The sequence below is a fragment of the Stenotrophomonas sp. YJH_SMC_20 genome (assembly GCF_059367845.1).
In genome coordinates this window covers 315,066-341,909 of the sequence record NZ_JCAFRG010000004.1, presented here as the reverse complement: position 1 = coordinate 341,909, position 26,844 = coordinate 315,066, and the positions used below count along the sequence as shown (strand labels likewise).

Sequence of the window (26,844 nt, the reverse complement as noted above, 5' to 3'; positions counted from 1 at the left end):
CGCACGATGAACCTGTCCGGCCCTTTCATCCGCCGCCCGATCGGCACCGCGCTGCTGGCCATCGGCCTGTTCATGGTCGGCCTGATCTGCTACCTGCGCTTGGGCGTGTCGGCGCTGCCGAACATCGAGATCCCCGTGATCTTCGTGCACGCCAGCCAGTCCGGCGCCGATGCGGCAACCATGGCGTCCACGGTCACCGCACCGCTGGAACGCCACCTCGGCCAGCTGCCGGGCATCGACCGCATGCGCTCGTCGAGCTCGGAAGGCAGCTCGCTGGTGTTCATGATCTTCCAGAGCGGCCACGACATCGATTCGGCCGCGCTGGACGTGCAGACCGCGATCAACTCGGCGCAGGCCGACCTGCCCTCGGGCATGGGCTCGCCGATGTACCAGAAGGCAAACCCGAACGACGATCCGGTCATCGCCATTGCGCTGACCTCGCAGACGCAGTCGGCCGACGAGCTCTACAACGTCGCCGATTCGCTGCTGGCACAGCGCATCCGCCAGATCAGCGGCGTGGCCTCGGTGGACATCGCCGGTGCCTCGACGCCGGCCGTGCGCGTGGACGTCAACCTGCGCCTGATGAACGCGCTGGGCCTGACTGCCGATGATCTGCGCAACGCCGTACGCGCAGCCAATGTCACCTCGCCCACCGGCTTCCTCAGCGATGGAAATACCACCACCGCGATCATCGCCAACGATTCGGTCGCGCGTGCAGCCGACTTCGCCGACCTGGTGGTGAAGACCCAGGGCGATGGCCGGGTGATCCGCCTGAAGGACATCGCCAACGTCTATGACGGCCAGCAGGATGCCTACCAGGCCGCCTGGTTCGACCACAAGCCGGCGGTGGTGATGTACGTGTTCACCCGCGCCGGGGCCAACATCGTGGAGACCGTGGACCGGGTCAAGGCGCAGATTCCCGCGCTGCGCGACTACCTGCAGCCCGGCACCACGATGACGCCGTACTTCGACCGTACGCCGACCATCCGCTCGTCGCTGCATGAAGTGCAGATTACCCTGCTGATCAGCCTGGCGATGGTGGTGCTGACCATGGCGCTGTTCCTGCGCCGGCTGGCGCCGACGCTGATCGCCGCCGTAACCGTGCCGCTGTCGCTGGCCGGTGCGGCGCTGGTGATGTACGTGATGGGCTTCACCCTGAACAACCTGAGCCTGCTGGCGCTGGTGATCGCGATCGGCTTCGTGGTGGACGATGCGATCGTGGTGATCGAGAACATCATGCGCCATCTCGACGAGGGCATGCCGCGCATGCAGGCGGCACTGACCGGCGCGCGCGAGATCGGCTTCACCATCGTCTCGATCACTGCCTCGCTGGTGGCGGTGTTCATTCCGCTGCTGTTCGCCAGCGGCATGATGGGCGCGTTCTTCCGCGAGTTCACCGTCACCCTGGTGGCGGCCATTGTGGTCTCGATGATCGTCTCGCTGACGCTGACCCCGGCGCTGTGCAGCCGCTTCCTCAGTGCGCACGACCACAGCGCGCCGCCGTCGCGTTTCGGCCGCTGGCTCGATGCCGGCCACGAGCGGATGCTGCGCATCTACACCGTGTTCCTCGACTTCTCGCTGCGCCACGCGCTGCTGCTGTCGTTGACGCCGTTGCTGCTGATCGCCGCCACCATCTTCCTGTTCGGTGCAGTGAAGAAGGGTGCGTTCCCGCCGCAGGACACCGGCCTGATCTGGGGCCGGGCCAATTCCAGCGCCACTGTTTCCTTCGAGGACATGGTCAGCCGCCAGCGTCGCATCACCGACATGCTGATGGCCGACCCGGCAGTGAAGACCGTGGGCGTTCGCCTGGGCAGCGGCCGCCAGGGGTCGAGTGCGCAGTTCAACATCGAGCTGAAATCGCGCAGGGAAGGCCGTCGCGAAACCACCGCGCACGCCCTGGCGCGGCTGAGCGCCAAGGCCGACCGCTACCCCGACCTGCAACTGCGCCTGCGCGCTATCCAGGATCTGCCCAGCAATGACGGCGGCGGCTCAAGCCAGGGCGCGCAGTACCGCATCTCGCTGCAGGGCAACGACCTGGCATCACTGCAGGAGTGGCTGCCCAAGCTGCAGGCGGAGCTGAAGAAGAACCCGAAGCTGCGCGACGTCGGCACCGACGTGGACAATGCCGGCCTGCGCCAGAACATCCAGATCGACCGCGCAAAGGCCGCGCGCCTGGGCATCACGGTGGGCGCCATCGACGGCGCGCTGTACGGTGCGTTCGGCCAGCGCCAGATCTCCACCATCTATTCGGACATCAACCAGTACAGCGTGGTGGTCAATGCCCTGCCCTCGCAGACCGCCACCCCGGCGGCGCTGGATGAGGTGTACGTGCGTGCGCGCAACGGCGACATGGTGCCGATCACCGCGGTGGCCACCCAGGTGCCCGGCCTGGCACCGTCGCAGATCACCCATGAAAACCAGTACACGACGATGGACCTCAGCTACAACCTTGCTCCGAACGTGAGCATGGGCGAAGCCAAGGCGATCATCGACGCCACCGTAGCCGGCATGCGCATGCCCGGTGACATCCGCCTGGCCGACGACGCGGGCTTCGGCTTCAATTCAGATCCCAGCGACATGCTGATCCTGGTGTTTGCCGCGATCCTGACCGTCTACCTGGTGCTGGGCATGCTCTACGAGAGCCTGATCCACCCGGTCACCATCCTGTCCACGCTGCCGGCGGCGGGCGTCGGTGCGCTGCTGGCGTTGTTCGGCACCAACACCGAACTGTCGGTGATCTCGATGATCGCGCTGGTGCTGCTGATCGGCATCGTCAAGAAGAACGCGATCATGATGATCGACTTCGCGCTGGTGGCGCAGCGCGAGCATGGGCTGGCGCCGCGCGAGGCGGCACGCGAGGCCAGCATCGTGCGCTTCCGTCCGATCATGATGACCACGATGGTGGCGATCCTGGCAGCGGTTCCGCTGGCGATCGGCCTGGGCGAAGGGTCCGAACTGCGTCGTCCGCTGGGTATCGCGATGATCGGCGGCCTGCTGTTCTCGCAGAGCCTGACCCTGCTCAGCACGCCGGCGCTGTACGTGATCTTCTCGTGCCTGGCCGAACGCTGGCGGGCCCGTCGCGCGCGCAGGCGCGAAGCGAAGCTGCTCAAGCGCGCGCAGCGGGCGTAGAGCGGCCCATCCACGCATGGCGTGGATCTACGGGGGTAGAGCCGGCCACTGGCCGGCTTTCTCCGTACGGCGAATCTGCCGGCCAGCGGCCGGCACTACCGTGGATGCGAATGGTGGGTACGGACCGTGGGCGCGGACCGTTGGTCCGCACGCCTCCAGGTTTGACGTGCCGTAACGAAAAGAGAACAATTCTCATCCAGCCACGGTCCTGCGCCCCGTTGCGGCGCCCCGCTGCCTTCCCCGGCCAGCCTGCGTGATCCCAGCCACTGCCCCTTCCCCCACCCGTGGGCGGATGGCCTGTGGCCGTCCGTCGAGGACCACCATCGATGCTGCCTTCCCGTCTCCCCCGCCTGGCCCTGCTGGCCTCCGCCCTGTCCGCCGCCTGCGCTGCCCATGCCGAAGCGCCGGCCGTCAGCCGCAAAGCCACCGATCTGGATGCGGTGAATGTCACCGCCGAACGCACCCATACCGACGCCGGCGCACTGGGCGACCGCGCCCTGCGCGACACTCCGTTTGCGATCACCGCTGTTGGCCGCGAGCAGATCGAGCAGCGCCAGGTGGTCTCGCTGGGCGAAGCCTTCCTGCTCGACCCTTCGGTCACCACCCAGGTCAGCGCCTACGCCAGCGGCTGGAGCTCACCCATCCGCAATCGCGGTATCGAACTGAATTTTGACAGCTATCGCGTCAATGGCCTGCAGGTCTCTTCCTGGGGTACCGAATGGCCGCTGGAAGTGATGGAACAGGTCGATCTGCTGAAAGGCCCGGGCGGCTTCCTGTACGGGTTCGGTGCACCCGGCGGCATCGTCAACTACATCACCAAGAAGCCGACGGACACGCCCACCTTCTCCGCCCAGCTGGGTTGGCGTGAACAGGGCATCGTCAGCGGCGGCATCGACGTTGGCGGACGTTTCGGCAACGAGCAGATGTTCGGCTACCGTTTCAACGCCTTCCAGGAAAAGGGCGAGACCTTCAATGGTGGGCACGTCGATCGCAAGGTTGGCGCACTCTCGCTGGATGCCCGTCTGAGCGATATACTGACCTGGACCTTCGACGGCGTATTCCAGTCACGCGATCTGCGCGAAGAATCGCCGCAGTACTACTTCCGTGGCCTGACATCGCTGCCGCGACCGATTGCCGGGGATACCCACAACAGCGTGCCCGGCACCTACTACGACACCCGATCCAGCCTGCTGTCGACCGGCTTGAACTGGCAGATCAACAGCGACTGGAAAGCCAGCCTGAGTTACGGCGTCACCACCTCGTGGAACGACGTCAACAAGATCTTCGCCTACATCGACAATCCCAACGGCGACTATGACGTCAACGTCTACGAACTGGGCGGCAAGAGCGAGTGGAAGCTGGCCCAGGCGATGCTGCAGGGCAGCTTCCGCACTGGCCCGCTGCAGCATCAGGTGGTGGCGGGCATCAGCCACCAGACCGGGCTGGGCTGGGACCGCCCCTACGAATGGAACCTGATCGGCCGCGGCAACCTGTACCAGCGCCACGCCATCCGCCACGATGCCGTCGGTTCACGAGTGATGACCCGTGGCGACGAAGCCGTGCAGCAAGCGGTGTTCGCAAGCGATACCGTCGATCTCGGCAGTGGCTGGTCGGTATTGGCAGGCTGGCGTTACAACGACTACGAGACCAGGGGCCGCTACCACACCTACCCGGTCACACCGACCTACGCGGTGATGCTCAAGCCCCGCGAGGCCGTCACCCTCTACGCCAGCTACATCGAATCGCTGGAAGCGGGCAGCCGCGTGGGCAACAGCTACGTCAACGCCGGCGACGTGCTCGACCCGACCATCAGCAAGCAGTACGAGATCGGCGCGAAGGTCGAGGGGGCACGCTGGAATGCGAACCTGGCGGCGTTCCGGCTGGAGCGTGGCGCCAACATCGATGAGCTCACGCCTGCCGGCAAGCGCCTGGTGCAGGACGGCATCACGCTGTACGAAGGCATCGAAGCCAGTGCCGACCTGCACCTCAACGATGCCCTGACGGTCGGCGGTGGCGTCACCTGGCTGGACCCGACCTACGACAGGCTGTCGCCGGCCAGCGCCGCACAGGAAGGCAACCGTACCGCAGGTGCCGCGCGCTGGAGCGGCGTCATGCATGCCACCTACCAGCTGCCGTGGGTGGACGGCCTGGAAACGTATGCGGCCGTGCGCTACTACGGCGATGTCTGGTACGACGCCGACAACACCCTGAAGCTGCCCGACTACACGCTGGTGAATGCCGGCGTCGGCTACCGGCTGCTTGCCTCGGGCCACCCGGTGACCCTGCGTGCCAGCGTCGAGAACCTGGCCAACCGGAAGTACTGGTCCAACGCTGGCGCCGGCCTGCCGCGTACGTTCGCGGTGAGCGTTCGGTTCGACATGTAACCCCGGCAACCCCGTAGTGCCGGCCGCCGGCCGGCTCCTCGCACCTTCGTCCGGGCGCATGAAGAGCCGGGCAACGGCCGGCACTACCGCGTATCGAGCGGAAAATCATCCACGCGTGGCGTGGATCTACCATTTCACGCGTGGCCCGCAATAATGGTGGAAGACCCTTCCACCGAGCCTGCATGTCCGCCCGCCAATCCCGCCTCAGCCGCCTGTGGGCCCACGAGAAGGCCAGCTATGGCCTGCGGGTGTTCATCGCCCTGGCCGCAGCGCTTGCCGTGTGCTGGCAGCTGGACGCGCTCACCGCCCTGCCCGGCGTGTTTCTCGGCATCATCGCCAGCGCCATCGCCGAGACCGACGACAACTGGTGGGGCCGCACCAAGGCGGTACTGCTGTCGCTGCTGTGTTTCTGCCTTGCCGCAGCATCGGTGATCTGGCTGTTCCCGTGGCCGTGGATCTTCATTGGCGCGCTGGCGCTGTCCACCTTCGGCCTGACCCTGCTCGGTGCGCTCGGCGAGCGCTATGCGTCGATCGCCCAGGCGACGGTGACGCTGGCGATCTACACCATGATCGGCCTGGAGCAGTATGGCGCCGGCGACCTGCACAGCGCGCTGGACGCGGTCAGCCACCTGCTGGCCGGTGCGGTCTGGTATGGCCTGCTGTCGATCCTGTGGACCGCGCTGTTCGCCAACCGTCCGGTGCGCGAACGCGTGGCGCGGCTGTATCAGGAACTGGGCCGCTACCTGCAGCTGAAGGCCGCGCTGTTCGAGCCGGTGAGGGAAGCAGACCTGCAACGTCGCCAACTCGACCTGGCCGAACAGAACCGGCGTGTGGTCGGTGCGTTGAACGAGGCCAAGACCGCGATCCTGGCCCGCTTCGGCCGTTCCGGGCGGCCGGGCGTGAACTCCGGCCTGTACCTGCGTCTCTATTACATGGCACAGGATTTCCACGAGCGCGCCAGTTCCTCGCACTACCCCTATGGCGCGCTGGTCGACGCCTTCTTCCACAGCGATGTGCTGTACCGCTGCCAGCGCCTGCTCGACCTGCAGGGCCAGGCCTGCGCGCGCCTGGGCGAAGCGATCCGCCTGCGCCGTCCGTTCGTGTATGGCGAAAGCAACCAGCAGGCCGGACGCGATCTGGCCGATGCGCTGGCCTACCTGCGTGACCAGCAGCGCCCGCAGTGGCAGCGCCTGCTTGGTTCTCTGGACCTGCTGGTGCACAACCTGCGCAGCATCGAGCGCCGCCTGCTGGACGCCGAGCGCTCCGAGGCCAGTCTGGACAACGTCGACACCCGCCTGCGCGACAGCAACCCGCACACGTTGCGCGAGATGGGCGTGCGCATCCGCCAGCAGCTCACGCCCGGCTCGGTGCTATTCCGCCATGGCCTGCGCATGGCGCTGGCGCTGATCGCCGGCTTTGCCGCGATACGCCTGTTCAATGCACAGAACGGCTCGTGGGTGCTGCTGACCATCGTGTTCGTGTGCCGCCCCAACTTCGGTGCCACCCGCCAGCGCCTGGCGCAACGCATCGTCGGCACCGTGGCCGGCCTGGTACTGACCTGGGCGCTGTTGCAGCTGTTCCCACAGCTGCACGTGCAGCTGCTGATCGCACTGCTGTCGGCGCTGCTGTTCTTCTTCACCCGTACCGATCGCTACCTGGTGGCATCGGCGGCGATCACGGTGATGGCGCTGACCTGCTTCAACCTTATCGGCGACGGCTTCGTGCTGATCGTGCCGCGCATGGTCGATACGCTGCTGGGCTGCGCGATCGCCGCCGTCGCCGCATTCCTGATCCTGCCCGACTGGCAGGGCCGGCAGCTGCATCTCGTCCTGGCACGCGTGCTGGACACTGCGGCTCGCTACCTGGATTCGGTGCTGGGCCAGTACCGCAGCGGCATGCGCGATGACCTGGCCTACCGCATCGCCCGCCGCGACATGCACAACGCCGACGCCGCGCTGTCCACCGCATTGTCGAACATGCTGCGCGAACCCGGCCATGTGCGCCGCAATCTGGATGCCGGCTTCCGCTTCCTGGCGCTGTCCAACACGCTGCTGGGGCATCTGTCGGCGCTGGGTGCGCACCGCGACCAGGTGGACAGCTATGCTGGCGATCCACTGGCGCTGGCCGCGGGCGATCGCGTGCGCAAGGCACTTCAGCAGCTGGCGACGGCGCTGACCGCGCGGCAACCCGTTGCGGAAGATGACAACGACTCAGACCGCGCGGTGGCCGCCGAGCTGGAGCAGATCGACGAGGCGATGCCGCCGAAACTGCAGCTGATCCGTACCCAGATGGCGCTGGTGCTGCGGATGCTGCCGAAGGTGCGTGCAGCGGCCAATGAGGCAGTGACCAACCTGACCTGATTCCTTGTCGCTGGTCGGACATCCCATCCGCGCGTGGCGTGGATCTACTGCACCGTGTGCAACCGTGTGTTGCGCCTTGCGATGCATCCCGATCACGTTCCCGCGCGGATACTGGGTGATCCCCTGGTACTGGAATCCCCCATGAAGATCGAACTCGCCGGCCGCACCGCGCTGGTCACCGCCTCCACCGCCGGCATCGGCCTGGCGATCGCCCAGGGTCTTGCCGCGGCGGGTGCGCGGGTCATTCTCAACGGCCGCAGCACCGACAGTGTCGAACGCGCCCGCCAGCGCCTGCTCGCTACCGTTCCGGGTGCCGAGGTGATCGGCGTGGCCGCCGATCTCTCCGATGCGGCCGGCGTCGATACGCTGCTGGCCGGCCTGCCCAAGGTCGACATCCTGGTCAACAACGCCGGCGTCTTCGGCCCCGAGGACTTCTTCGAGACCGAAGATGCCACCTGGGAGCGTTACTGGCAGACCAACGTGATGTCCGGTGTGCGCCTGTCGCGGGCACTGCTGCCGGCGATGGTCGATGCCGGCTGGGGTCGCGTGCTGTTCATCTCCTCCGAATCGGCACGCAACATTCCCGCCGACATGATCCACTACGGGGTCAGCAAGACCGCGCAGCTGTCGCTGTCGCGCGGCCTGGCCAAGCGCGTGGCCGGCAGTGGCGTCACCGTCAACGCGGTGCTGCCCGGCCCGACCCTGTCCGATGGCTTCGCGGCGATGTTCGAGGATGAACGCCAGCGCAGCGGCAAGCCGCTGGAGCAGATCGGCCGCGAGTTCGTGATGGCACACAGGCCATCCTCGGTGATCCAGCGCACTGCCACGGTCGAGGAAGTGGCCAACATGGTGGTGTACCTGGCCTCGCCGCAGGCTTCCGCCACCTCCGGCGCGGCGCTGCGCGTGGACGGCGGCGTGGTCGACGATATCGTCTGAGGGTGCTGGCAGGTGTGCGGACCAACGGGTCCGCACCCACAGGTCCGTACCCACAGCAGATGGGCAGGAATGCTAGGCTGCGCCGGTCAAGGAGGCTCCATGTCCGGTCACAACCAGTTCGCCCTGCTGCGCCAGCGCCGTTTCCTGCCGTTCTTCGTGGTCCAGGCACTCGGCGCGTTCAACGACAACGTGTACCGGCAGGCGATCATCAGCATGTTGCTGTTCATGGCCGTGCCGGAGGAGGAGCTGGGGCTGTACGCCACGCTGGCACCGGCCATCTTCATCCTGCCCTACTTCCTGTTCTCGGCACTGGCCGGGCAGATCGCCGACAAACTTGAGAAATCGCGACTGATCGTGATCACCACCACCATGGAGATCGTGATCATGTCGCTGGCGGCCGCTGGCTTCCTCACCCAGAGCCTGCCGGTGCTGCTGGTGGCCCTGTTCTGCACCGGCATGCAGTCGACCCTGTTCGGCCCGGTGAAGTACTCGGTGCTGCCGTCGGTGCTCAAGCCCGAGGAACTGACCGGCGGCAACGGCCTGGTCGAGATGGGCACCTCGATGTCGATCCTGTCCGGCATGATCGTCGGCGGCCTGGTGTTCACCGTGGCCGGCAGCCACGGCACCGTGGTGGCGGCCTGCGCGATCATCGCGCTGGCGATCTGCGGCAACATCGCCGCGCGCCTGATTCCCAAGGTCGATGCCGGCGACCCGAACCTGAAGATCAACTGGAACCCGCTGCCGGAATCACTGGCGGTGCTGCGCATGGCGCGCCAGCAGAAAGCCGTGCGCAATTCGATCCTGGGCGTGTCCTGGTTCTGGTTCGTCGGCACCGTGCTGACCTCGCAGCTACCGGCCTATGCGGTGACCAACCTGGGCGGTGAGCCAACCCTGTACATCTTTGCGCTGGCCCTGTTCTCGGTTGGCACCGGCATCGGCTCGCTGCTGTGCGAGAAGCTGTCGGCGCGCACGGTGGAAATCGGCCTGGTGCCGCTGGGCGCGTTCGGCATGACCGCGTTCCTGCTCGACCTGTACTTCGCCCGCAGCGGCGAGGCGACCGTGCAGGGGCTGGCCATCGGGCCGTTCCTGCAGCAGCCGGGCAGCAGCCGCATCGTCATCGACCTGGTCGGCATCGGCCTGTTCACCGGCATCTTCGTGGTGCCGCTGTTCGCGCTGATCCAGAGCCGCACGCCGAAGGCGCAAATGTCGCGCGTGTTCGCGGCGCTGAACATCCAGAATTCCGGCTTCATCGTCGCTGCGGCCCTGCTGTCGCTGGCCGCGCACAAGCTGCTGCACTGGACCATCCCGCAGCAGTTCCTGGCGCTGGCCATCGCCAACGCGCTGGTGGCGATCTACATCTTCACCATCGTCCCCGAATTCCTGATGCGCTTCCTCAGCTGGCTGATGGTGCGCACGCTGTACCGGCTGCGCCCGCACGGCATCGAGGCCAACGTGCCCGACGAAGGCGCCGCGCTGCTGGTCTGCAACCATGTCAGCTACATGGACGCGCTGATCCTGTCGGCGACGATTCCACGCCCGGTGCGCTTCGTCATGTACTACCGGATCTTCAACATCCCGGTGATGCGCTGGATCTTCCGCACCGCCAAGGCGATCCCGATCGCCGGCGCGCGCGAAGACCCGGCGCTGATGCAGCGCGCGTTCGACGAGATTGACGCCGCGTTGGCCGAAGGTGAGCTGGTCTGCATCTTCCCGGAAGGTGCGCTGACCAGGGATGGTGCGATGGCCCCGTTCAAGTCGGGCGTTGAGAAGATCCTCCAACGGCGGCCGGTGCCGGTGGTGCCGATGGCCCTGCGCGGCATGTGGTCGAGCATGTGGAGCCGGCGCGACAGCCGCCTGGGCCGCATGCGGGTGCCGCGCCGTTTCCGTGCCACCGTCGAAGTGGTCGCGGCGCCGGCCGTGGATGGCCACAGCACCAGCGCCCCGGTGCTGGAGGCCCAGGTGCGGGCACTGCGCGGCGATCACGCCTGACGGAACCGGCCCGCCAGGCGGGCCCGGCGACCTCCCCCACATACGTCACCGTCCAGTGGCGTACGCGACATGTCGTGACTGTAAACGCATACATGCAACGTCGGTTGCGGTAGATTACGCACCCACAGGGGGGAGGTCCGGCCGAAACATCACGGCTGGCCACCAAGGAATGGAGTCTTGCTTTGAATCAACCACCACCGCTCAGCCGTCCGGTCTACATCCCCAACCATCTGGTCTGGGCGATCCTGACGACGCTGTTCTGCTGCCTGCCGTTGGGCGTGGTGTCGATCGTCTATGCCTCCCAGGTCGATGGCCGCCGCGCGGCCGGCGACCTGCCGGGGGCCTACAGTGCGTCGCGCAAGGCGGGCTGGTGGGCGGTGGCTTCGGCCGTGGCCCTGCCGGTCCTGTTGCTGTTGTGGTTCGGGCTGTTCGGCGGCTTGGCCGTACTGGGCGCTCTTTCCGACCAATGATCTACCACCACCACCCATCAAGGAGCTTGAACCCATGAATACCGCCACTCCGCAGGTCCCGAACAATCTGGTCTGGGCCATCCTGAGCACCCTGTTCTGCTGCCTGCCGGCCGGCATCGTGTCGATCGTCTACGCCGCCCAGGTCAACGGCAAGCTGGCCGCTGGCGACATCGCCGGTGCCCAGGAATCCTCGGCCAAGGCCAAGAAGTGGGCCATCTGGTCGGCCATTGCCGCCGTCGTGGTCGGCGTGCTGTACGGCATCCTGATCGTCGCTCTCGGCGGCATGGGTGCGATGAGCAACAGCGGCTACTGATCCGCGTGGACGGATCCGGCGCCTGCGCCGGATCCGTTGCTGCATGTCCGCACTGCCCACCCGATCCCGACTGGCCCGCTGGGCACCACTGCTGGCCGCCACCGGCCTGGCCGCCGGTGCCGCACTGGTGCTGCGCAACGTCAATCCGTATGTCGCCGGCAATCCCTTGCCGAGCTGCCCGCTCTACGCCCTGACCGGCCTGTACTGCCCGGGCTGTGGCAGCACGCGCTGCCTGTATTCCCTGGTCCACTTCGACCTGCCCGGCGCGATGGCGATGAACCCGCTGCTGGTCATCAGCCTGCCGTTCCTGTTGCTGATGCTGCTGAACATCGCCGGCATCCGCCCACGCCTGCTCGACCCGCTCATGCGGGTGCTGGCCAATCCTGTGTTCTGGCTCTGGGTGCTGCCTGGGTATGCGCTGCTGCGCAACCTGCCGTGGGCACCGTTTACCGCGCTGGCGCCGATCTAGGTTTCCAGCCAACGGCGCAGCCCCTCGTGGTGGGCGGCGTTCGTCGATCATGGGGTTGGCCGGGCGGGATGGGTTTGCGGGGGACGCCGTGAATCCGTCCGTGGAGGCTTGGCCGCGGCTTGCTCGTGTGCGCTGTCCTGCGCACCCGGCAAGACCGGGGTTGGGCGTCCTGCCCAACCCGCCCGAGGCATGCCTCGGACCCATGCCGCGGACACCCCCTCAAACCCATCCCGCCCGGCCACGGACAGTTTCCGTGCGCGTCCGCCACGGAAAAGAAAGAGAAGATCAAAAGCAGAAGCGGATCGCTTCGCTACGCTCGCTCGGAGCCAAGCATGGCTCGGCTCTGGAGAACGTCCGTGCGCGGAAAACTGTCGAAGGCGGGGTGGGCCGGATGGCGGGGGTGTGAGCCGCATGGATGCGGCGACCAAGCCTCCATGGACGGATTCACGGCGTCCCCCGCCATCCGACCCACTCCGCCAACCCGCAGCAATCCTGCCGTTGCTGTTGCTGTTGCTGTTGCTGTCGCCTCTGCAGGTGCAGGGCTGCAAGCCCTGCCAGAACACCTACGTCACCCAGCCTGCAATCACCAGCAACGCGAGGATCGCCAGCCACAGCAGCAGCATCCGCCAGACCAGGCTCATCGCATCACGCAGGTCCGGCAGCCGCTGCCACACCGGCAACAGCCCGGCCTCGGTGTAATCGTGCGCATCTTCGCGCAGCTCGGCGTTGACGCTGGCCCGCGCCACCGCGCCCAGGAACCCGATGGTGCCGGCCAGCCGCTCGCCATGCGCCTGGCGCCACGCCTTCCACGCCGTATCGAAGTTGCCCACCAGCGCCATCGAAAACGCCATCAGCTGCGCCACCGGCCACTCGATCCAGCCCAGCAGGCGCTGCGCCAGCGCCAGCGGCTCCACCGGCACGCGGGCACGCATCGGGCTTTCCGCCATCAGCGCCAGCAGCCGGTACCCCAGCGCACCGGCCGGGCCCAGCAGCAGGAACCAGAACAGCACCGCGAACCAGCGCCGCAGCGCGTTGAGCACGGTGGCCTCGACCAGCGACGGCACGTCTTCGCGCAGGCTGCCACCGGCCGCCTGCAGGTTGCGCACGGCGGCCTGACGCGTTGCGGCGTCGTCCGCATCGATGATCGCTTCGATATCACGATCCAGATCACGCGGCCCCCAGCACCAGGCCAGCACCGCCACGCCCAGCATCAGCGACGGCAGCCCGAACAGCACCCCGCGCAGCAGCCATGCCAGCAGCGCCATCAGCAGCAGCGGCGGCAGCAGTGCCAATGCAACACCGGCCGGTCCCTGCCACGCCTTTCCGCCATGCGCGTCCAGCCAGCCCAGCCAGCGCCGGAAGCCGTCGAAACGGCGCAGCGAGGCGGCAGCGGCCGGGGCAACATGGCCCAGGGCCAGTGCCACCAGCACGGCGGCCAGAGTGGTGAACATGGCAGGTCTCCCTACGAAACGGAACGCTCGGCGCCGTTACCTTACCTGTCGCAGCGGCGCCCCTCAGCGGTGAACCGGACTGTAACCCGGGCCGTGTTCAGGTGGCGGCAATACAGCGGCCACAACCGGCCCGGCCGCAGGCCGGTTCAGCCCTGCTGCTCGCGGTACCAGTGTTCGATCAGGCCGCGCGAAATCGAGATCGGCGGCGACAGGCGGATGCCCTGGCCATCGTCGTCCACATCGCGTGCCAATGCTGCGCCAACCTCATCGGCAGTGAACCAGCGCGCGTCTTCCAGTTCGCCATCCACAGTCGGCAGGTCATCCTGCGCCTGTGCACGGAAACCGATCATCAGCGCGCCGGGGAACGGCCACGGCTGCGAACCGAGGTACTGGCAGGCGGTCACCCGCACCTTGCTCTCCTCGTGCACTTCACGCACCACGGTCTGCTCGAACGTCTCGCCGGGTTCGACGAAGCCGGCCAGCACCGAGTAACGACGCGGGGCCCAGTTCGACTGCCGGCCCAGCAGCAGCCGGCCCTGGTTCTCCACGGCGACGATCACGGCGGGATCGACACGCGGGTAGTGCTCGGTGGAACACTGCGCGCAACGGCCGACGAAGCCGCCTCGGGCAAACGCCACGGCGCCGCCGCACACACCGCAGAAGCGGGTGCGCGAGTGCCAGTAAGACATGCCGCGGGCATAGCTGAAGGCAGTCGCATCGGCCATCGACCACAGCAGCGCGGCCTGGCGCAGGTCGAGGCGACGTGGTGCGGTGACGGTGACGCTGGCGGCTTCAACCGAGAACCATGCTTGTTCCCCGCGCAGGCCGAGGAAGATCGCGGAGCCGGGACCACCCCCGATGTCGGCGCCGGTCAGCGCCAGCGGCTGGTCGTCATCGCCGGTAAAGGCGCTGCCGTCCTGATCGAGCACGAGAATGCGCGCGCCCGGCCACAGGCGCGCCAGTGCATCGGCATCGTCGCGCAGGGCATCGGCGCGCTCCAGCGGTTCGCCAACGAAGGCGAAACCGGAAAGCGGCGAAGAAGTATTGGGCATCCGGCAAGCGTGCCGCCAATCGATGCGGGTGGCAAGGTCGGCGCTGTGCGCAATCTGCTGTTGTGTGCATGGAGGCACAGAGCATCCACGCACGGCGTGGATCTACGGATCCGCTCTGGCAGGTGCCAACCGTGGTTGGCACATCCTGGCCACAGGGCTCTTACATGCTGAAGCTGCTGCCGCAGCCGCAGGTGGTCTTCGCGTTCGGGTTGCGGATCACGAACTGCGCACCGGTCAGGCTCTCGGTGTAATCCACCTCGGCGCCCAACAGGTACTGCAGGCTCAGCGGGTCGACCAGCAGGGTCACCCCGCTGGTCTGTACCGCCAGGTCGTCCTCGGCACGGTTCTCGTCGAACTCGAACCCGTACTGGAAGCCCGAACAGCCGCCGCCCTCGATGTAAACACGCAGGGCCAGGTCGGGGTTGCCCTCTTCCTGGATCAGGGACTTGACCTTGGCGGCCGCCGACTCGGTGAAGTTCAGCGGGCGCTCCAGCGATTGGTAATCGGGCGCGGCAACCGGAGTGGCGCCGGGCAGGGAGACTAGCGTGCTCATGATGCCAGCATGGGGGTGCCGGGGATGGCTTTCAAGCCATCGCCTCGGCCAGCTTGCGGCGTGCAGCAGTGTCGCCCTTGCCGCCATTGGCCTCATCGCCTTCCGGCGCCGGCAGGGCCGCCATCGGGGCGCTGGCATGGATCAGGCGGCCGTTCAGCTGGGCGCCCGCATTCATCTCCACCACCTGGTAATGGACGTTGCCATTGACCCGTGCGCTCGGGGTCAGTTCGACCTTCTCGGTGGCGTGTACATCGCCGTCCAGACGGCCGCTGATGACCACCACCTGCGCGCGGATCTCGCCCTCGATCACGCCATGCTCGGCGACCGTCAGGGTCGCGCCACTGGCGCCTTCGGCGGCGATCACCTTGCCATGGATGCGGCCTTCCACGTACAGGCCACCACTGAATTCCACATCACCGCGGATCACCACCTGGTTGCCGATCAGGGCATCCACCACCAGCTGGCCTTCACGGTTGGATTTGCTGCTTCCGAACATCTGCCTACTCCCCTTTGGCGGCCGGCGCACCGGCCTGTTTCCAGTCGAATACCTGGGTGGTACCCCCCGTACCACTCCCCAATGTCACCCGCACGCGTTGCGGGGTGAAGTCAGCCGGCAGCATCACGCTGCCGGTGAGCTGCTGGAAGTACCGGAACGAGTAATCCTGTCCCGGTACCTTGCTGCGCTGGTGCAGATCATCCCAGCTGATCGTGGCCAGCTTGCCGTTCCTGACGCCTTCCACGGTGAAGCGCATCTGCCCCTGGCTGATGGCGCCGCGGTTGAGGTTCTGGGTCAGCACGGCGGTGTATTGCCACGTGCCGGCCGCTTCCGGGCTGAACTCGATCGAATGGGTGTTCAGGCCCTTGCGCTGGCTGGTCGAACCCACCAGGCGCTCATAGAAGGCAACGTCGGCACGCAGGCCGGCGATTTCCTCATCGCGCTCGGCCAGCGAGGACTGCACCTCGGTGTTGGCAGCGCGGCTGATGCGGTCGGAGGCTTCCAGCGTGGCCTGCTTCTGGCGCAGTTCGGTCAGCTGCGCCTGCAGCGTCTCGGCACGCTTCTCGGCGGCCTGCAGGCGCTGGCCCTGGGCATCGCGCGGGGTGGCCATCCAGCAGCCACCGAGCACGGCCAGCACCAGGCTGAGCAGCCAGATGCCGCCGATCACCAGCAGGCGGCGACGGTCGGCAGGCGGTTGCGGCGCGCCGGGCAGGCGGACCTGCACGCGCATGGGAGGACGGTTGGTCATGGGTGGTTTCCGGGGTATCGCAAGGGCGACACCGGTACGGCCCCTGTGGCAAACGACGGGCTAGTGTATGACAGGACGGGTGGGTTTCCTGCGCAGCAGCGAGCCACGGTCTGTGGCGTTCAGGCATGCCATCGTCGATAGTGTGGTCCCCTGCACAGTTCCGTCGCCGGAGCATCGCCATGACCGAAGCCCACCTGTTCGTGATCGGCATCCTGCTGGCCTGGCTGGCCGGCATCCGCGTCTACCTCACCGTGTTCGGTGTCGGCCTGGCCGGCCTGCTCGGCTGGGTCGACCTGCCACCGGCCCTGCAGGCTACTGAATCGTGGTGGGTGCTGGGCACTTCGGCGGCGCTGGCGGTGACCGAATTCTTCGCCGACAAGATTCCCGGCGTGGACTCGGCGTGGGACCTGGTGCAGACCCTGGCACGTGTACCCGCAGGTGCCTTCCTTGCCGCAGCCACGCTGTCGCCGGATGGGCAGCTGGGTACCGGCGCACTTGCTGCCGGTGCCGGTGTCGCGCTGGCCAGCCATGGACTGAAAGCCGGCACCCGTGCCCTGCTCAATACCTCGCCCGAGCCTGCCAGCAACTGGGTGGCCTCCGCCGCCGAGGACACCGTGGTGGTCGGGGGCCTGGCCCTGGCCCTGGCACACCCGTGGATCGCGCTGATCGTGGTGCTGGCCTGCAGCCTGGCGGGCGCGCTGCTGGTGTGGCTGGTCTGGCGCACCTTGTGGAAGGGCGTGCGCTGGCTGGCACGCAGTGCGTCGCCGGACGGTCCGCGCCAGCCGGGTACCGGTTGAACCTCGGGCTTGTCGCATAATGGACGCGAACACCAGGAGCACCGATGGCCGCAAACGAATCCCCCGCGGGCGCCCGCCCGGGACGCGCTGAATCCCCTCCGGCCGATCATTGGCAACGCTGGGCCGCGGAGCCGGCGAGCGCGGTCGCCGCAGTACCCGCAGTGGTTCCGCCGCTGGCCAGCTCCGACATGCCCGCATCGATCGGCAGCGCGCCACCGCCTCTGCCGGGCCCGGCCTTCCTGGCCGAGGCTGGCAACAACGACCAGGCGCCGTTGGCCTCCGATTCGCCATACCGCGTTCTGATCGTCGAGGACGACCGCGCCCAGGCACTGTTCGCGCAGAGCGTGCTGCACGGCGCCGGCATGCAGGCGATCGTGCACAGCGACGCCGATGGCGCGCTGCAGGCGATCAAGGAACACCGTCCCGACCTGATCCTGATGGATCTGCACCTGCCCGGACTGGATGGCATGCGGCTCACCGCACTGATTCGCCAGCAGCCCGGCCTGCAGCTGCTGCCGATCGTGTTCCTCAGCGGCGATCCGGATCCAGAGCGCCAGTTCGAAGTGCTCGACAGCGGCGCCGACGATTACCTGAGCAAGCCGATCCGCCCGCGCCACCTGATCGCCGCCGTGGCCAACCGCATCCGCCGCGCACGTGCGCAGGCCGCGACCCTGCCCGGTGCCAGCGGCGTACCGGCCACCAGCAATCCGGAAACCGGCCTGCCGACGCGCCATCACGTACTGCAGCAGCTCAACACCGCACTCGCCCACCGCGACCGGGGCGGTGTGTTCTTCATCGAAGTGGCCAGCGCGCTGGGGCTGCGCGAACGCTATGGTTATGCCGCCTTCGAGCGCCTGATGGTACAGGCCGGGCAGCGCCTGGCCGAGGCCGGCCATCCACACCTGCTGGCACGCCTGAACGACAACAGTTTCCTGCTGCTGGCCCGCAACGCCGACGAAGATGCCCTGGAAGGCATCGCCGCTTCCCTGCGCGAGCAGCTGTCGGCGCGTGCCTTCGTGATCCGCGACGACGAATCGGTGCACCTGCGCGGCGTGGTGGGTTATGCGCCGCTGTCGCCGGGCTTCGACGATGCCAACGCTGCACTGGAAGCGATCGAGCGCACCACCCTGCAGGCACGCCTGCTCAGCGCCGGTGTGGCGGGCCATGTGCACCGCCAGGCCGTCACCGAACAGGAGCACCTGGCACTGCTGGAAGGCCAGCTGGAGCTGGCCTATCAGCCGATCGTCGCCGTCGCCGGTGGCAACACCGCGCAGTACCAGCTGCTGCTGCGCCTGCGCCAGGCCGATGGCACGGTGCTGGCGGCCGGCCAGGTTATTCCGGCCGCCGAAGCGGCAGGCCGTATCGCCGACCTCGACCAGCAGGTGATGGACCACGCGCTGGGCCTGCTGGATCTCTACCGGCACGCCACGCCGCCGCTGAACCTGTTCGTCTCGCAGTCGCTGCGCACCCTGCAGCGCGACGCCTTCGCCGACTGGCTGCTGGAATCGCTGCAGCAGCGTGACCTGCCGGGCAGTGCGCTGGTGATCGACGTGCGCCTGCCCGACGCACTGATCCACACCGTGCCGCTGCAACAGTTCTGCCAGCGCATGGCCGGCCCCGGGGTGCGCTTCTGTCTGAGCCAGTTCGAGCCCAGCGGCGAAGCCGACGCCCTGCTGACCCAGCTGCCGCTGTCGTTCGTGCGCATGGCCGCGCGCTTCTCCAGCAGCCATGCCAACCCGGCCACGCGCGAGGAACTGCGCAAGGCGATCGAACAGGCACATGCGGCCGGGCTGCAGATCATCGGGCAGCAGATCGAGGACCCACAGGCCGCCGCGGCGATGTGGGTCGGCGGCGTCGATTACATCCAGGGCAACATGGTGCAGTCGGCCGGCAGCGACCTGAACTTCGACTTCCACAACGCGGTGCTCTGACGTGCCGCTGTGGGGCGTGCTGCTGGTTGCCCTTGCCGCGGCCGCCGTGGCGCTGCTGTTGGGCCTGCGCCTGCGCGCACGCAGCCGTGCACTGGCCCGGCTGCAACGCGCACACGATGCGCTCGCCGTCGAACGCGACCAGCTGCGCCGTACCACCGAACGCCAGGGCCAGCTGGAACAGCAGCTGCTGCAGGCCAAGCAGGCCGCCGAAGCAGCGGTGCTGGCCAAGGGCGAGTTCCTGGCCACCATGAGCCACGAGATCCGCACCCCGCTCAACGGCATCCTGCCGATGCTGGAGCTGATCGCGCACGGGCCGCTGGGCGAGGACCAGCGGCAGATGCTGGCCACCGCTTCGGCCAGTTCACAGCAGCTGCTGCGCATCGTCGATGACATCCTCGACTACTCACGGCTGGAAGCACAGGCGCTGGAACTGGAAATCACCAGCTTCAACCTGCGCGATCTGCTGGATGGCGTGGTGCAGCTGATGCAGCGCGCCGCCGACGCCAAGGGCCTGTCCCTGACCCTGCAGCTTGACCCGTCGGTGCGCCTGCCGGTGCGCGGCGACCCGGTACGCCTGCGCCAGGTGCTGAGCAATCTTCTGGCCAATGCCATCAAGTTCACCGCGCGCGGCCAGGTACAGCTGCGCGTGCAGCGGCTGGGCGAAGGCGCGGCCCAGCACCAGCTGCGCTTCGAGATCATCGACACCGGCATCGGCATCGATGAGGCACTGCAGGCACGCCTGTTCCAGTCCTTCAGCCAGGCCGATGCCTCGACCACGCGCATCTACGGCGGCACCGGCCTGGGCCTGGCCATCTGCAGGCGCATCATCGACCTGATGCACGGGCAGATCGGCGTGCAGTCCACGCCCGGCCAGGGTGCTACGTTCTGGTTCGAGATTCCGCTGCTGAAGGTGCCCGGCGACCTGCCGGCGATGGCCCGCGCGCCGACAGCGCTGCTGCTGTTCAGTGCCGATGCAATGCTGCAGAAACGCATCGAGCGCATCGCCGCCCACCATGGGCTGCAGGTGCAGATGCTGAGCCAGCTGGACGCCGTGGTCGAACAGCTGCGCACCGCGCCGCAACCCGGGCAACCGGCACCGGCGTGGCTGCTGGTCGATGCACGCGCGCGGCGCAGCGGCGAGGCGATGCTGCAGCAGGCACTGGCCGAGCGCGGTGACGACGACGCACTGCAAGTGCTCTGGCTGCAGGATGACGCACCAGCGCAACGTCCGCGCCAGCGCCAGCTGCCCACGCACTTCGACGATGCCGCACTGCATGCACTCCTGGCCGCACCTGTCACGCCTGCCCGTCCTGCCGCCCTGCTTTCCAGTGCCGGAGATGGGGTACCCGCGCCGGTGCTGCCGCCACTGCACCTGCGCGTGCTGCTGGTGGAAGACAATACGGTCAACCGGATGGTGGCCGAGCAGCTGCTGCGCGTATTCCAGTGCGAGGTGCGCAACGCCGTCGATGGCGAGCAGGCATTGGCCGCTCTTCGCGAAGGCGGCGTGGACATCGTGCTGATGGATTGCCAGATGCCGGTGCTGGACGGCTACGCCGCCACGCGCCACTGGCGTGCGGAAGAAGCGGAAATCGGGCGAGCGCGCCTGCCGATCATCGCGATGACCGCCAATGCCATGGCCGGCGACCGCGAGCGCTGCCTGCAGGCTGGCATGGACGATTACCTGTCCAAGCCGATCGCCCGCGCCACGCTGCATGCGCTGTTGAAGCGCTGGGGTGGCGGTAAAGCCGCATCACCTGCACGGCCTTCTGCAGAGCCGAGCATGGCTCGGCTGACGGCCAACAGCAGTGGGGCTCCATCAGCCGAGCATGGCTCGGCTCTGCAGGACGATGACAGCCGAGTGGGCTCCAAGCCACAACCGGTACTCGACCGCGATGTGCTGGACGAACTGCACGCGGTGATCGGCGACGCCGCCATCCAGATCGTGTCGGTCTTTCTTGACGATGCGCCAGCGATGGTGCAGCAGCTGCAGCAGGCCGCGCAGAGCGGCGACGAGCCCCGCCTGCAGGCGGTCGCGCACAGCCTGAAATCGTCGAGTGCGAACGTGGGAGCCCTGTCGCTGTCGGCGGTCGCGCAGCGCATCGAACGCGAGGCCCGTGGTGGCAGCCTGCAGCGCCCCGCGGTGGCGGTCGCGCTGCTGGTTGCCGAATTCGCCCGGGCACGTGTGGCGCTGACGGGCTACCTGGCGCAGCATCGTGCCGGCCAGGACAGCTGACTCACTCTTCCAGCTTGCTCAGCAGGTACTTGGGCTCGCCGATGCGCTCGATCAGGTCGAGCTGGGTTTCCAGCCAGTCGATGTGTTCTTCTTCCGAATCGAGAATCTTCACGAACAGCTGGCGGCTGACATAGTCGCCGACCGAATCGGCATAGGCGACGGCCTCGCGCAGGGTGACCACGCCGTCGCGCTCCAGCGACAGGTCGCACTGCAGGATCTCGGTCGGGTTCTCGCCGATGCGCAGCTTGCCCAGCGCCTGGAAGTTCGGCAGGCCTTCGAGGAACAGGATGCGGTCGGCGAGCATGTCGGCATGCTTCATCTCGTCGATCGATTCCTTGTACTCGTGCTCGGCCAGTTCCTTGATGCCCCAGTTCTTCAGCATCTTGGCGTGCAGGAAGTACTGGTTGATCGCGGTCAACTCGTTGTAGAGGACCTTGTTGAGGAATTCGATGACCTTGGTGTCGCCCTTCATGGGATGCTCCTGCACGCTGAAAACGCAGGCACTTTAACGCCTTGTCTGCGGCCGTGAAGGAACGCGAATCGTGCGCATTGGCCTGTGCGGCCGCGCGTGAAGGATGCGAAAGCGCGGCGTCAATGCGCCGCGAAGAAACGATCAGGCAACCTGGGCCAGGCCCAATACCGGCAGCGGCAGATCGTGGGTCGCACGCGCCTTGGCCAAGAGGTCCGCGGCCATGTCCAGGCAGGAACCGCAGGTCGCACCACAGCCGGTCCGCATGGTCAGTTCGGCCACCGTGCTGACACCATGGCTGGCGGCTTCGCGGATCTGGTGGTCGGTGACTCCGTTGCAGATGCAGACGTACACAGGCGGGAACCGGGCTGACAGGCCAGGAGCGGCCTGATGGCTATTCCAATGGAAACGAGAATGGTTGTCAATCAGAGACCTGAACCATTCTCGATACCGTTCAGCCCGTCAGCTGGCTGGGCCATCACCCGTGGCCTTCTTCGGCCAGTAGCCGCGCGTCCGCGGGCGCTTGCGCGGGCGGTCGTGGCCGGCCGTGTGGCCGGGCATCCAAGCCTCGGCGGCGCTCTTGGGCATGGCGGTTACGCCCTGTCCGGCGACCCCGCGCGCCAAAGGCGCCAGATGACGCAGTGCGCGCGCATAGACGCCGCGCTTGAACACCACCACATGCTCCACCGGGTACCAGAAATCGACCCAGCGCCAATGATCGAACTCGGGCGAGTCAGTGTGGTCCAGCTTCACATGGGATTCGTCGCCGGTCAGGCGCAGCAGGAACCAGACCTGCTTCTGGCCGATGCAGACCTGCCGCTCGTTGCGGCGGATGGCCCGCGCCGGCAGCTTGTAGCGCAGCCAACCGGGCGTGGCCCCGAGCACTTCCACATGCTCAGGCAGCAGGCCGGTTTCTTCCTGCAGTTCACGATACATGGCCTCGACGGGCGTCTCATCGGTGTTCATGCCCCCTTGCGGGAACTGCCAACCATCCCGGCGCACGCGTCGTGCCCAGAACACCTGGCCGTCCTGCCGCATCAGCACAATGCCGACGTTCGGTCGATAGCCGTCCGGATCGATCACGATGCGGACTCCTAAGAAAATCTACTGCCCGGGACTATCCCACGCCCTCTGTCGGCCCACAAGCACGGCACAAAAGTGTTGACAGGGACGGTACACATCCGCAGAATAGCGGGCTCACCAAGGCTATGTAGCTCAGCCGGTTAGAGCACAGCACTCATAATGCTGGGGTCGGTGGTTCGAGTCCACCCATAGCCACCAATGCATCGCAAGTCATTGATGCCTCGGGAGAATCTAGCACTTTCGCTCTCTTTAGCCCTACTGCTACAGCGAGTGCCCACAAAGTGCTACAGCGACGCGGTCAGATTTATACTTCGCGTATCGTCGTCCCCTCCCGTATCCGGGCCGTCTGGGGACGCACAGAACTCAACCGAAGCCTGCTAACCGGCGACCTCCGAGAGGCTCGCAGGCGCTTGATGTTGTGGGAAGCCCAAATGGGCGTCTTCCTGCACCAGATCGACCGGAACCTTCAGTCGATGACCCGCGAAGAAATTGACACCATCTACCGCCAGTACCTGGCAACGAAGTTTGATGAGATCGAGGCAAGGCTTTCCCAGCCTCTCGATGAAGACCAGAAAGACGGCACATCCTTCTACCTGAATGACGAAGCCCACCGCATCTCGGCGGCACTGGCCTTTGGGCAGGTGGACGAGCGCTTGCCGGAAGCCGCCCAGCTGGCCCCCAATGCAACCAGGGATACACAGCGCAGACTCGCAAGGCGCCTCTTGGAAGCGGACCTTAAGGCCACCGTGGCCGAGCTAAAGGCACTTGAAGGTGAACCCTTGGAGCTTCCCCAGGAAATCCTTGCCACCACTGGCGGGGCCAAGGATCGGACGCAAAACTCACCCCTGCTCTCGCAGGTGGTTCAACTCTATTGCGAGGAACATATTGGCCTGAAGAAGTGGTCGGAACGCACCGCCGAGCAGAGCCGCAAGATTTTCGAGCTGATCGTGGATTTGCTTGGGGACCGCCCCATTCACCAAGTTACCAAGGCCGAAATTCGCACCTTGGGTACGCAGATGCTTCAGCTGCCCAAGAACATGACCAAGATCTTCCCTGGCCTCACCCCTCGGCAGATCCTCGAAGCGGCAGCATCGCAGCCCGAGCTGCCGCGCCTGCAACCTCGCAGCATCAACAAGAACTATCAATACGTCCGTTCGCTATTCATCTGGGCAACAGAGCACGACCATCTGACCCAGAATCCAGCCACGATTTTGCGTGATGTCAACGAGGGACGCGCTCAGGATGCACGCAAGGCACTCGACGACGACGACGTGGCGAAGTTTATCAGATACACCAAGCAGCACGCCAAGGAGTCTTACGAGCTGTGGATACCTCGCATCATGGCCTATACCGGCTGCCGCATGGGCGAGGCAGCCAGACTGGAAAAGCGTGACGTCCGCCAAGTGGACGGATTATGGGTGTTCGACATCAATTCCGACCACCCGGAGAAGCGAGTCAAAACCGAGAACAGCCTGCGCCTGATCCCTGTGCATCCAAGGCTCATCGAGCTGGGGCTATTGGATTTTGTCAGCAGCTCCGCCGAAGGCTTCCTGTTCCCCCGCCGCATCCGGTACACCGATGACCCCAAGCGCAGCCCGGTGGACCTCCTGTCCAAGCAACTCAGCCGCTGGCTGCGAAAGGCCGGTGTGGAGGACAAGAAGAAGCAGGTGCAGAGCTTCCGGGAAACCATGGCCACCAAGCTAAAGGACCTGGGAACGCCGGAGTACCAGATCGCGGAAATCCTGGGGCACGAGAACAGCAACATTTCCACTGGCCGCTATGGCAAGCACACCAAGCTGAGCACACTGCACGAGGCTTTGGCCAAGGTCCACCTGCCGGTCTAACAAGCTGCAACGTGCAGGCGTACTGCTTCCAAGTGCGCCTGCAGCGGCCTCGCTGCCCGCGCCAGACCCGCCCCCAGGTGCCACAGCACCAGCCCTCTGCTGGCCGGGTACTTGTGCAACTGGACCACCTTCCGCCGGCCGGCATTGTCGTGCTGTTCCCACTGTTTGTGCGTACCACCAGCCAGCCGGTGTAGCCATTTGGCGGCCTGCACCAGTCGGTAGCGGGCCTTGCGGTCCGGCTGCGGGTCATCCTGGTAGCGCAGCTGTACAGCAATCCAGATGGACAGAAGGGCGCTGGGGTCTACCTGGCGCTCCCGCAGGCGCGCCCAGATCTTGCTCGCCCGCTCCGCCGGCGGCTTCCCGACCAACCGGAAGGCCTCCTCTGGTGCACCGCCGCGCATATAAAGAGTTACCAACGCCTCCCTAGCCTCCCTGACAGCCGGAAGATCCCGTTGTTCCTCTAGCCAACGCAGGGCAGCAACACGGTACGGCCGCAGCTCCGCAGCGGTGTAGCTGGGTTTTGAATAGCTGCCGTGGCGGCGGAAATGCTCGACATGGCGGCGGCAGTAAGCCTTGCTCAACCCGCTGCCTTGCTGCGCCATGGTGGGATGGCCGCAATCCAGCACTACGCAGGTTGCAAAGGCTGGATTGGCTTCTCTCATGCGCCGGTAGATGCCTTCCCGGCGTTTCTGGCGAACGGTGCTCATACGCTTATGCCCCCCACTAATGGGGACGACTGAGGATTCCCTATAGAGGAACGATGGAGCCCCGACGGTGGAGATCCCTCCACCTCCACCCTGAGTTGTTGACCCAGTACATCCTTAGAAGCCTCTTCAAGCGCCCGCTTGGCCACCTCCATCCGGTGGTCAGCGACGAGGATGCAGTCATGGACCGGTAGTGCCACCACACCGCGGTCTTTGAGCCGGAGCAGCGCCTCGACGATGATCTGGCTTTCGAGGTTCATCAATGCATGGGCCTGCCCCTTTTGGAAGAAGGGCACCAAGGCTGGGTGCCGCCGACTGATTCCCGCCACAACCGAATGCACCGTCTCGTGCTTGGCAAAGTGCGGCCTGGCCCCCTGCGGCATGCGCGACAGCATCTTGGTGCTAGCCAGTAGGGCGTTGAAAACCAGCTTCACGCCCTCGCGGTCGCCGCTCACCCCCGGTAGCTCGTAAAGGTCTCCATCGGGAGGCTCAATGCGCACAAGGGCATAGGCCGTCCTAACAGACATCTGGGCAAAATCCAGGCTGACCACGGGCGCGCCTTCGATGCGCAAGTAGTCCGCTCGGTCTTTCTTGGACATGTTCTGCCAGAAGCCGTGGTAGAGACGCCCTCCTTCCTGCAATGAGCCGTTGTTGAAGATGCGCCTGAGATACCGCTGGCCCAGGTCCACCTCCTCCGCCCCGACATACGAGATGTCAGCCTGGGCGAGCCACAGGTTGATCTGCTGCATCTGAGCACGGAGAGCACAAACCTCCTGCGTGTCAGGCAACGGCAGGGTCTCCGCCACACCCCTCACCTTGTCGCCGCGGAGCACAAGCGGATCACCCATGAGCGCCTGGTTGCGCCCGATGTCCTCGTAGTGGATTTCGAGGTCGTCGATCCTGGCGGCCAGCCAAGGACTGGCCCGGATCATCGTGCGTTCTCCACCGAACCAGGATGCGTAGTAGCCGGGCTGCAGCTCGGCCGCGGCCACTTCCGGGTGGCATAGCAATTTCACGAGGTTCGGGAAGGCCTCCGTGAGGAAGGGGGCACGGCGTGCTTGGCCGGACAAGGCACCCTTGCTCATCTCGACCGTGAGCCAGGCATCGGGATCACCCAATGCCCGGTGGGCCAGGTCGCAGACAAGCGCCTCAGCGGCTGACTCATGGCGCTCCTGATCGGCTTTTCGACGCCGGCGCTGCCGCCTCTCCGCCTTTTCTACTCGCTCAAGCACTTCGGCAACGAGCTGCTTGCTCTTGGACGTTGCGGCATTCTTGGCCGGGTCAAAAAGCCTGGGCTTCTCGGCGCGGCTTTCGGGCGAGACCGCCCCAGCAGCCACATCCACGCAAAAATCGACCACCCTCATACGCACGAACAAAAAACAAAAGGAACGAGAGGACACACGCTGCCCCGCCCCGGAGGCGCGCCGGGCCAA

Annotated in this window: 22 protein-coding genes and 1 tRNA gene; 13 read left to right on the top strand and 10 right to left on the bottom strand. The window is 66.4% G+C overall.

Annotation, left to right across the window (positions count from 1 at the left end; genetic code table 11):
* The first annotated feature begins 6 nt into the window (after positions 1-6).
* From AC5P6A_RS09950 to AC5P6A_RS09915, 8 genes are all read left to right on the top strand, one after another.
* A complete protein-coding gene (locus AC5P6A_RS09950) occupies positions 7-3,129 on the top strand; it encodes an efflux RND transporter permease subunit (protein WP_019661487.1) in 3,123 nt (1,040 codons plus the stop codon).
* A 326-nt stretch (positions 3,130-3,455) separates the two neighbouring features.
* Complete coding sequence (locus tag AC5P6A_RS09945) at positions 3,456-5,513, top strand: TonB-dependent siderophore receptor (RefSeq protein WP_346715053.1); 2,058 nt, start codon at positions 3,456-3,458, stop codon at positions 5,511-5,513.
* A 182-nt stretch (positions 5,514-5,695) separates the two neighbouring features.
* Positions 5,696-7,873 carry a YccS family putative transporter gene (gene yccS, locus AC5P6A_RS09940; RefSeq protein ID WP_346715052.1) on the top strand — a complete coding sequence of 726 codons (2,178 nt, stop codon included), beginning with the start codon at positions 5,696-5,698 and terminating at the stop codon, positions 7,871-7,873.
* Between the two features lie 141 nt (positions 7,874-8,014).
* A complete protein-coding gene (locus AC5P6A_RS09935; RefSeq protein WP_111098931.1) occupies positions 8,015-8,809 on the top strand; it encodes an SDR family NAD(P)-dependent oxidoreductase in 795 nt (264 codons plus the stop codon).
* A gap of 99 nt (positions 8,810-8,908) precedes the next feature.
* The gene (locus AC5P6A_RS09930; protein WP_329843321.1) at positions 8,909-10,798 is read left to right on the top strand and encodes an MFS transporter; all 1,890 of its coding nucleotides are present in this window, start codon (positions 8,909-8,911) and stop codon (positions 10,796-10,798) included.
* A gap of 182 nt (positions 10,799-10,980) precedes the next feature.
* The gene (locus AC5P6A_RS09925; protein ID WP_005419784.1) at positions 10,981-11,268 is read left to right on the top strand and encodes a CD225/dispanin family protein; all 288 of its coding nucleotides are present in this window, start codon (positions 10,981-10,983) and stop codon (positions 11,266-11,268) included.
* Positions 11,269-11,302: 34 nt separating this feature from the next.
* On the top strand, positions 11,303-11,581 hold the full coding sequence (locus AC5P6A_RS09920; protein ID WP_005419785.1) for a CD225/dispanin family protein: 279 nt from the start codon (positions 11,303-11,305) through the stop codon (positions 11,579-11,581).
* A 43-nt stretch (positions 11,582-11,624) separates the two neighbouring features.
* A complete protein-coding gene (locus AC5P6A_RS09915) occupies positions 11,625-12,050 on the top strand; it encodes a DUF2752 domain-containing protein (RefSeq protein WP_155030222.1) in 426 nt (141 codons plus the stop codon).
* Positions 12,051-12,613: 563 nt separating this feature from the next.
* On the opposite strand, the gene ampE is transcribed toward AC5P6A_RS09915, so the two are convergent.
* The 5 genes from ampE to AC5P6A_RS09890 form a co-directional block, all read right to left on the bottom strand.
* Positions 12,614-13,501: a regulatory signaling modulator protein AmpE gene (gene ampE, locus AC5P6A_RS09910; RefSeq protein WP_021203729.1), complete on the bottom strand. Its 888-nt coding sequence runs from the start codon at positions 13,499-13,501 to the stop codon at positions 12,614-12,616.
* A gap of 146 nt (positions 13,502-13,647) precedes the next feature.
* The gene (gene nudC, locus AC5P6A_RS09905) at positions 13,648-14,553 is read right to left on the bottom strand and encodes an NAD(+) diphosphatase (RefSeq protein WP_233653647.1); all 906 of its coding nucleotides are present in this window, start codon (positions 14,551-14,553) and stop codon (positions 13,648-13,650) included.
* Between the two features lie 160 nt (positions 14,554-14,713).
* Positions 14,714-15,106 (bottom strand): iron-sulfur cluster insertion protein ErpA, encoded by a 393-nt coding sequence (gene erpA, locus AC5P6A_RS09900; RefSeq protein ID WP_329843323.1) that lies wholly within the window; start codon positions 15,104-15,106, stop codon positions 14,714-14,716.
* 31 nt (positions 15,107-15,137) lie between these two features.
* Complete coding sequence (locus tag AC5P6A_RS09895) at positions 15,138-15,602, bottom strand: bactofilin family protein (RefSeq protein ID WP_006398829.1); 465 nt, start codon at positions 15,600-15,602, stop codon at positions 15,138-15,140.
* Between the two features lie 4 nt (positions 15,603-15,606).
* Entirely contained in the window at positions 15,607-16,350 is a 744-nt protein-coding gene (locus AC5P6A_RS09890; RefSeq protein WP_019661496.1) for a DUF6776 family protein, read from the bottom strand.
* Between the two features lie 179 nt (positions 16,351-16,529).
* Here AC5P6A_RS09890 and AC5P6A_RS09885 point away from each other — a divergent pair, with 179 nt between their 5' ends.
* Genes AC5P6A_RS09885 through AC5P6A_RS09875 form a run of 3 tightly spaced genes read left to right on the top strand, consistent with a single transcriptional unit; the run spans position 16,530 to position 21,311 of the window.
* A complete protein-coding gene (locus AC5P6A_RS09885; protein WP_019661497.1) occupies positions 16,530-17,147 on the top strand; it encodes a DUF4126 domain-containing protein in 618 nt (205 codons plus the stop codon).
* A gap of 44 nt (positions 17,148-17,191) precedes the next feature.
* Positions 17,192-19,078 (top strand): EAL domain-containing protein, encoded by a 1,887-nt coding sequence (locus tag AC5P6A_RS09880; protein WP_164144954.1) that lies wholly within the window; start codon positions 17,192-17,194, stop codon positions 19,076-19,078.
* Position 19,079: 1 nt separating this feature from the next.
* On the top strand, positions 19,080-21,311 hold the full coding sequence (locus AC5P6A_RS09875) for an ATP-binding protein (protein ID WP_134735177.1): 2,232 nt from the start codon (positions 19,080-19,082) through the stop codon (positions 21,309-21,311).
* Position 21,312: 1 nt separating this feature from the next.
* On the opposite strand, the gene bfr is transcribed toward AC5P6A_RS09875, so the two are convergent.
* From bfr to AC5P6A_RS09860, 3 genes are all read right to left on the bottom strand, one after another.
* Positions 21,313-21,783, bottom strand: a complete 471-nt coding sequence (gene bfr, locus AC5P6A_RS09870) for a bacterioferritin (protein WP_005414691.1) — start codon at positions 21,781-21,783, stop codon at positions 21,313-21,315.
* A gap of 141 nt (positions 21,784-21,924) precedes the next feature.
* Positions 21,925-22,134 carry a (2Fe-2S)-binding protein gene (locus AC5P6A_RS09865; RefSeq protein WP_019661500.1) on the bottom strand — a complete coding sequence of 70 codons (210 nt, stop codon included), beginning with the start codon at positions 22,132-22,134 and terminating at the stop codon, positions 21,925-21,927.
* Between the two features lie 108 nt (positions 22,135-22,242).
* Positions 22,243-22,863: an RNA pyrophosphohydrolase gene (locus AC5P6A_RS09860; RefSeq protein ID WP_019661501.1), complete on the bottom strand. Its 621-nt coding sequence runs from the start codon at positions 22,861-22,863 to the stop codon at positions 22,243-22,245.
* 121 nt (positions 22,864-22,984) lie between these two features.
* Here AC5P6A_RS09860 and AC5P6A_RS09855 point away from each other — a divergent pair.
* Positions 22,985-23,061, top strand: a tRNA-Met gene (locus AC5P6A_RS09855).
* A gap of 83 nt (positions 23,062-23,144) precedes the next feature.
* The gene (locus AC5P6A_RS09850) at positions 23,145-24,707 is read left to right on the top strand and encodes a tyrosine-type recombinase/integrase (protein WP_495222307.1); all 1,563 of its coding nucleotides are present in this window, start codon (positions 23,145-23,147) and stop codon (positions 24,705-24,707) included.
* Here AC5P6A_RS09850 and AC5P6A_RS09845 read toward each other — a convergent pair.
* Together AC5P6A_RS09845 and AC5P6A_RS09840 are read right to left on the bottom strand one after the other, a co-directional pair.
* The gene (locus tag AC5P6A_RS09845; protein ID WP_478428711.1) at positions 24,704-25,414 is read right to left on the bottom strand and encodes a hypothetical protein; all 711 of its coding nucleotides are present in this window, start codon (positions 25,412-25,414) and stop codon (positions 24,704-24,706) included. The two genes, AC5P6A_RS09850 and AC5P6A_RS09845, sit on opposite strands and share 4 nt — an antisense overlap.
* The gene (locus AC5P6A_RS09840) at positions 25,411-26,775 is read right to left on the bottom strand and encodes a hypothetical protein (RefSeq protein ID WP_495222306.1); all 1,365 of its coding nucleotides are present in this window, start codon (positions 26,773-26,775) and stop codon (positions 25,411-25,413) included. The genes AC5P6A_RS09845 and AC5P6A_RS09840 overlap by 4 nt, the downstream gene beginning before the upstream one ends.
* Positions 26,776-26,844: the final 69 nt, after the last annotated feature.

Bases quoted from the DNA above. Each gene is read 5' to 3' on its own strand.
- AC5P6A_RS09845 (WP_478428711.1), bottom strand. From the start codon at position 25,414: ATGAGCACCGTTCGCCAGAAACGCCGGGAAGGCATCTACCGGCGCATG.
- AC5P6A_RS09945 (WP_346715053.1), top strand. From the start codon at position 3,456: ATGCTGCCTTCCCGTCTCCCCCGCCTGGCCCTGCTGGCCTCCGCCCTG.
- bfr (WP_005414691.1), bottom strand. From the start codon at position 21,783: ATGAAGGGCGACACCAAGGTCATCGAATTCCTCAACAAGGTCCTCTAC.
- AC5P6A_RS09930 (WP_329843321.1), top strand. From the start codon at position 8,909: ATGTCCGGTCACAACCAGTTCGCCCTGCTGCGCCAGCGCCGTTTCCTG.
- AC5P6A_RS09920 (WP_005419785.1), top strand. From the start codon at position 11,303: ATGAATACCGCCACTCCGCAGGTCCCGAACAATCTGGTCTGGGCCATC.
- AC5P6A_RS09950 (WP_019661487.1), top strand. From the start codon at position 7: ATGAACCTGTCCGGCCCTTTCATCCGCCGCCCGATCGGCACCGCGCTG.
- erpA (WP_329843323.1), bottom strand. From the start codon at position 15,106: ATGAGCACGCTAGTCTCCCTGCCCGGCGCCACTCCGGTTGCCGCGCCC.
- AC5P6A_RS09890 (WP_019661496.1), bottom strand. From the start codon at position 16,350: ATGACCAACCGTCCTCCCATGCGCGTGCAGGTCCGCCTGCCCGGCGCG.
- AC5P6A_RS09840 (WP_495222306.1), bottom strand. From the start codon at position 26,775: ATGAGGGTGGTCGATTTTTGCGTGGATGTGGCTGCTGGGGCGGTCTCG.
- AC5P6A_RS09915 (WP_155030222.1), top strand. From the start codon at position 11,625: ATGTCCGCACTGCCCACCCGATCCCGACTGGCCCGCTGGGCACCACTG.
- AC5P6A_RS09895 (WP_006398829.1), bottom strand. From the start codon at position 15,602: ATGTTCGGAAGCAGCAAATCCAACCGTGAAGGCCAGCTGGTGGTGGAT.
- AC5P6A_RS09880 (WP_164144954.1), top strand. From the start codon at position 17,192: ATGGCCGCAAACGAATCCCCCGCGGGCGCCCGCCCGGGACGCGCTGAA.
- AC5P6A_RS09885 (WP_019661497.1), top strand. From the start codon at position 16,530: ATGACCGAAGCCCACCTGTTCGTGATCGGCATCCTGCTGGCCTGGCTG.
- nudC (WP_233653647.1), bottom strand. From the start codon at position 14,553: ATGCCCAATACTTCTTCGCCGCTTTCCGGTTTCGCCTTCGTTGGCGAA.
- ampE (WP_021203729.1), bottom strand. From the start codon at position 13,501: ATGTTCACCACTCTGGCCGCCGTGCTGGTGGCACTGGCCCTGGGCCAT.
- AC5P6A_RS09935 (WP_111098931.1), top strand. From the start codon at position 8,015: ATGAAGATCGAACTCGCCGGCCGCACCGCGCTGGTCACCGCCTCCACC.
- yccS (WP_346715052.1), top strand. From the start codon at position 5,696: ATGTCCGCCCGCCAATCCCGCCTCAGCCGCCTGTGGGCCCACGAGAAG.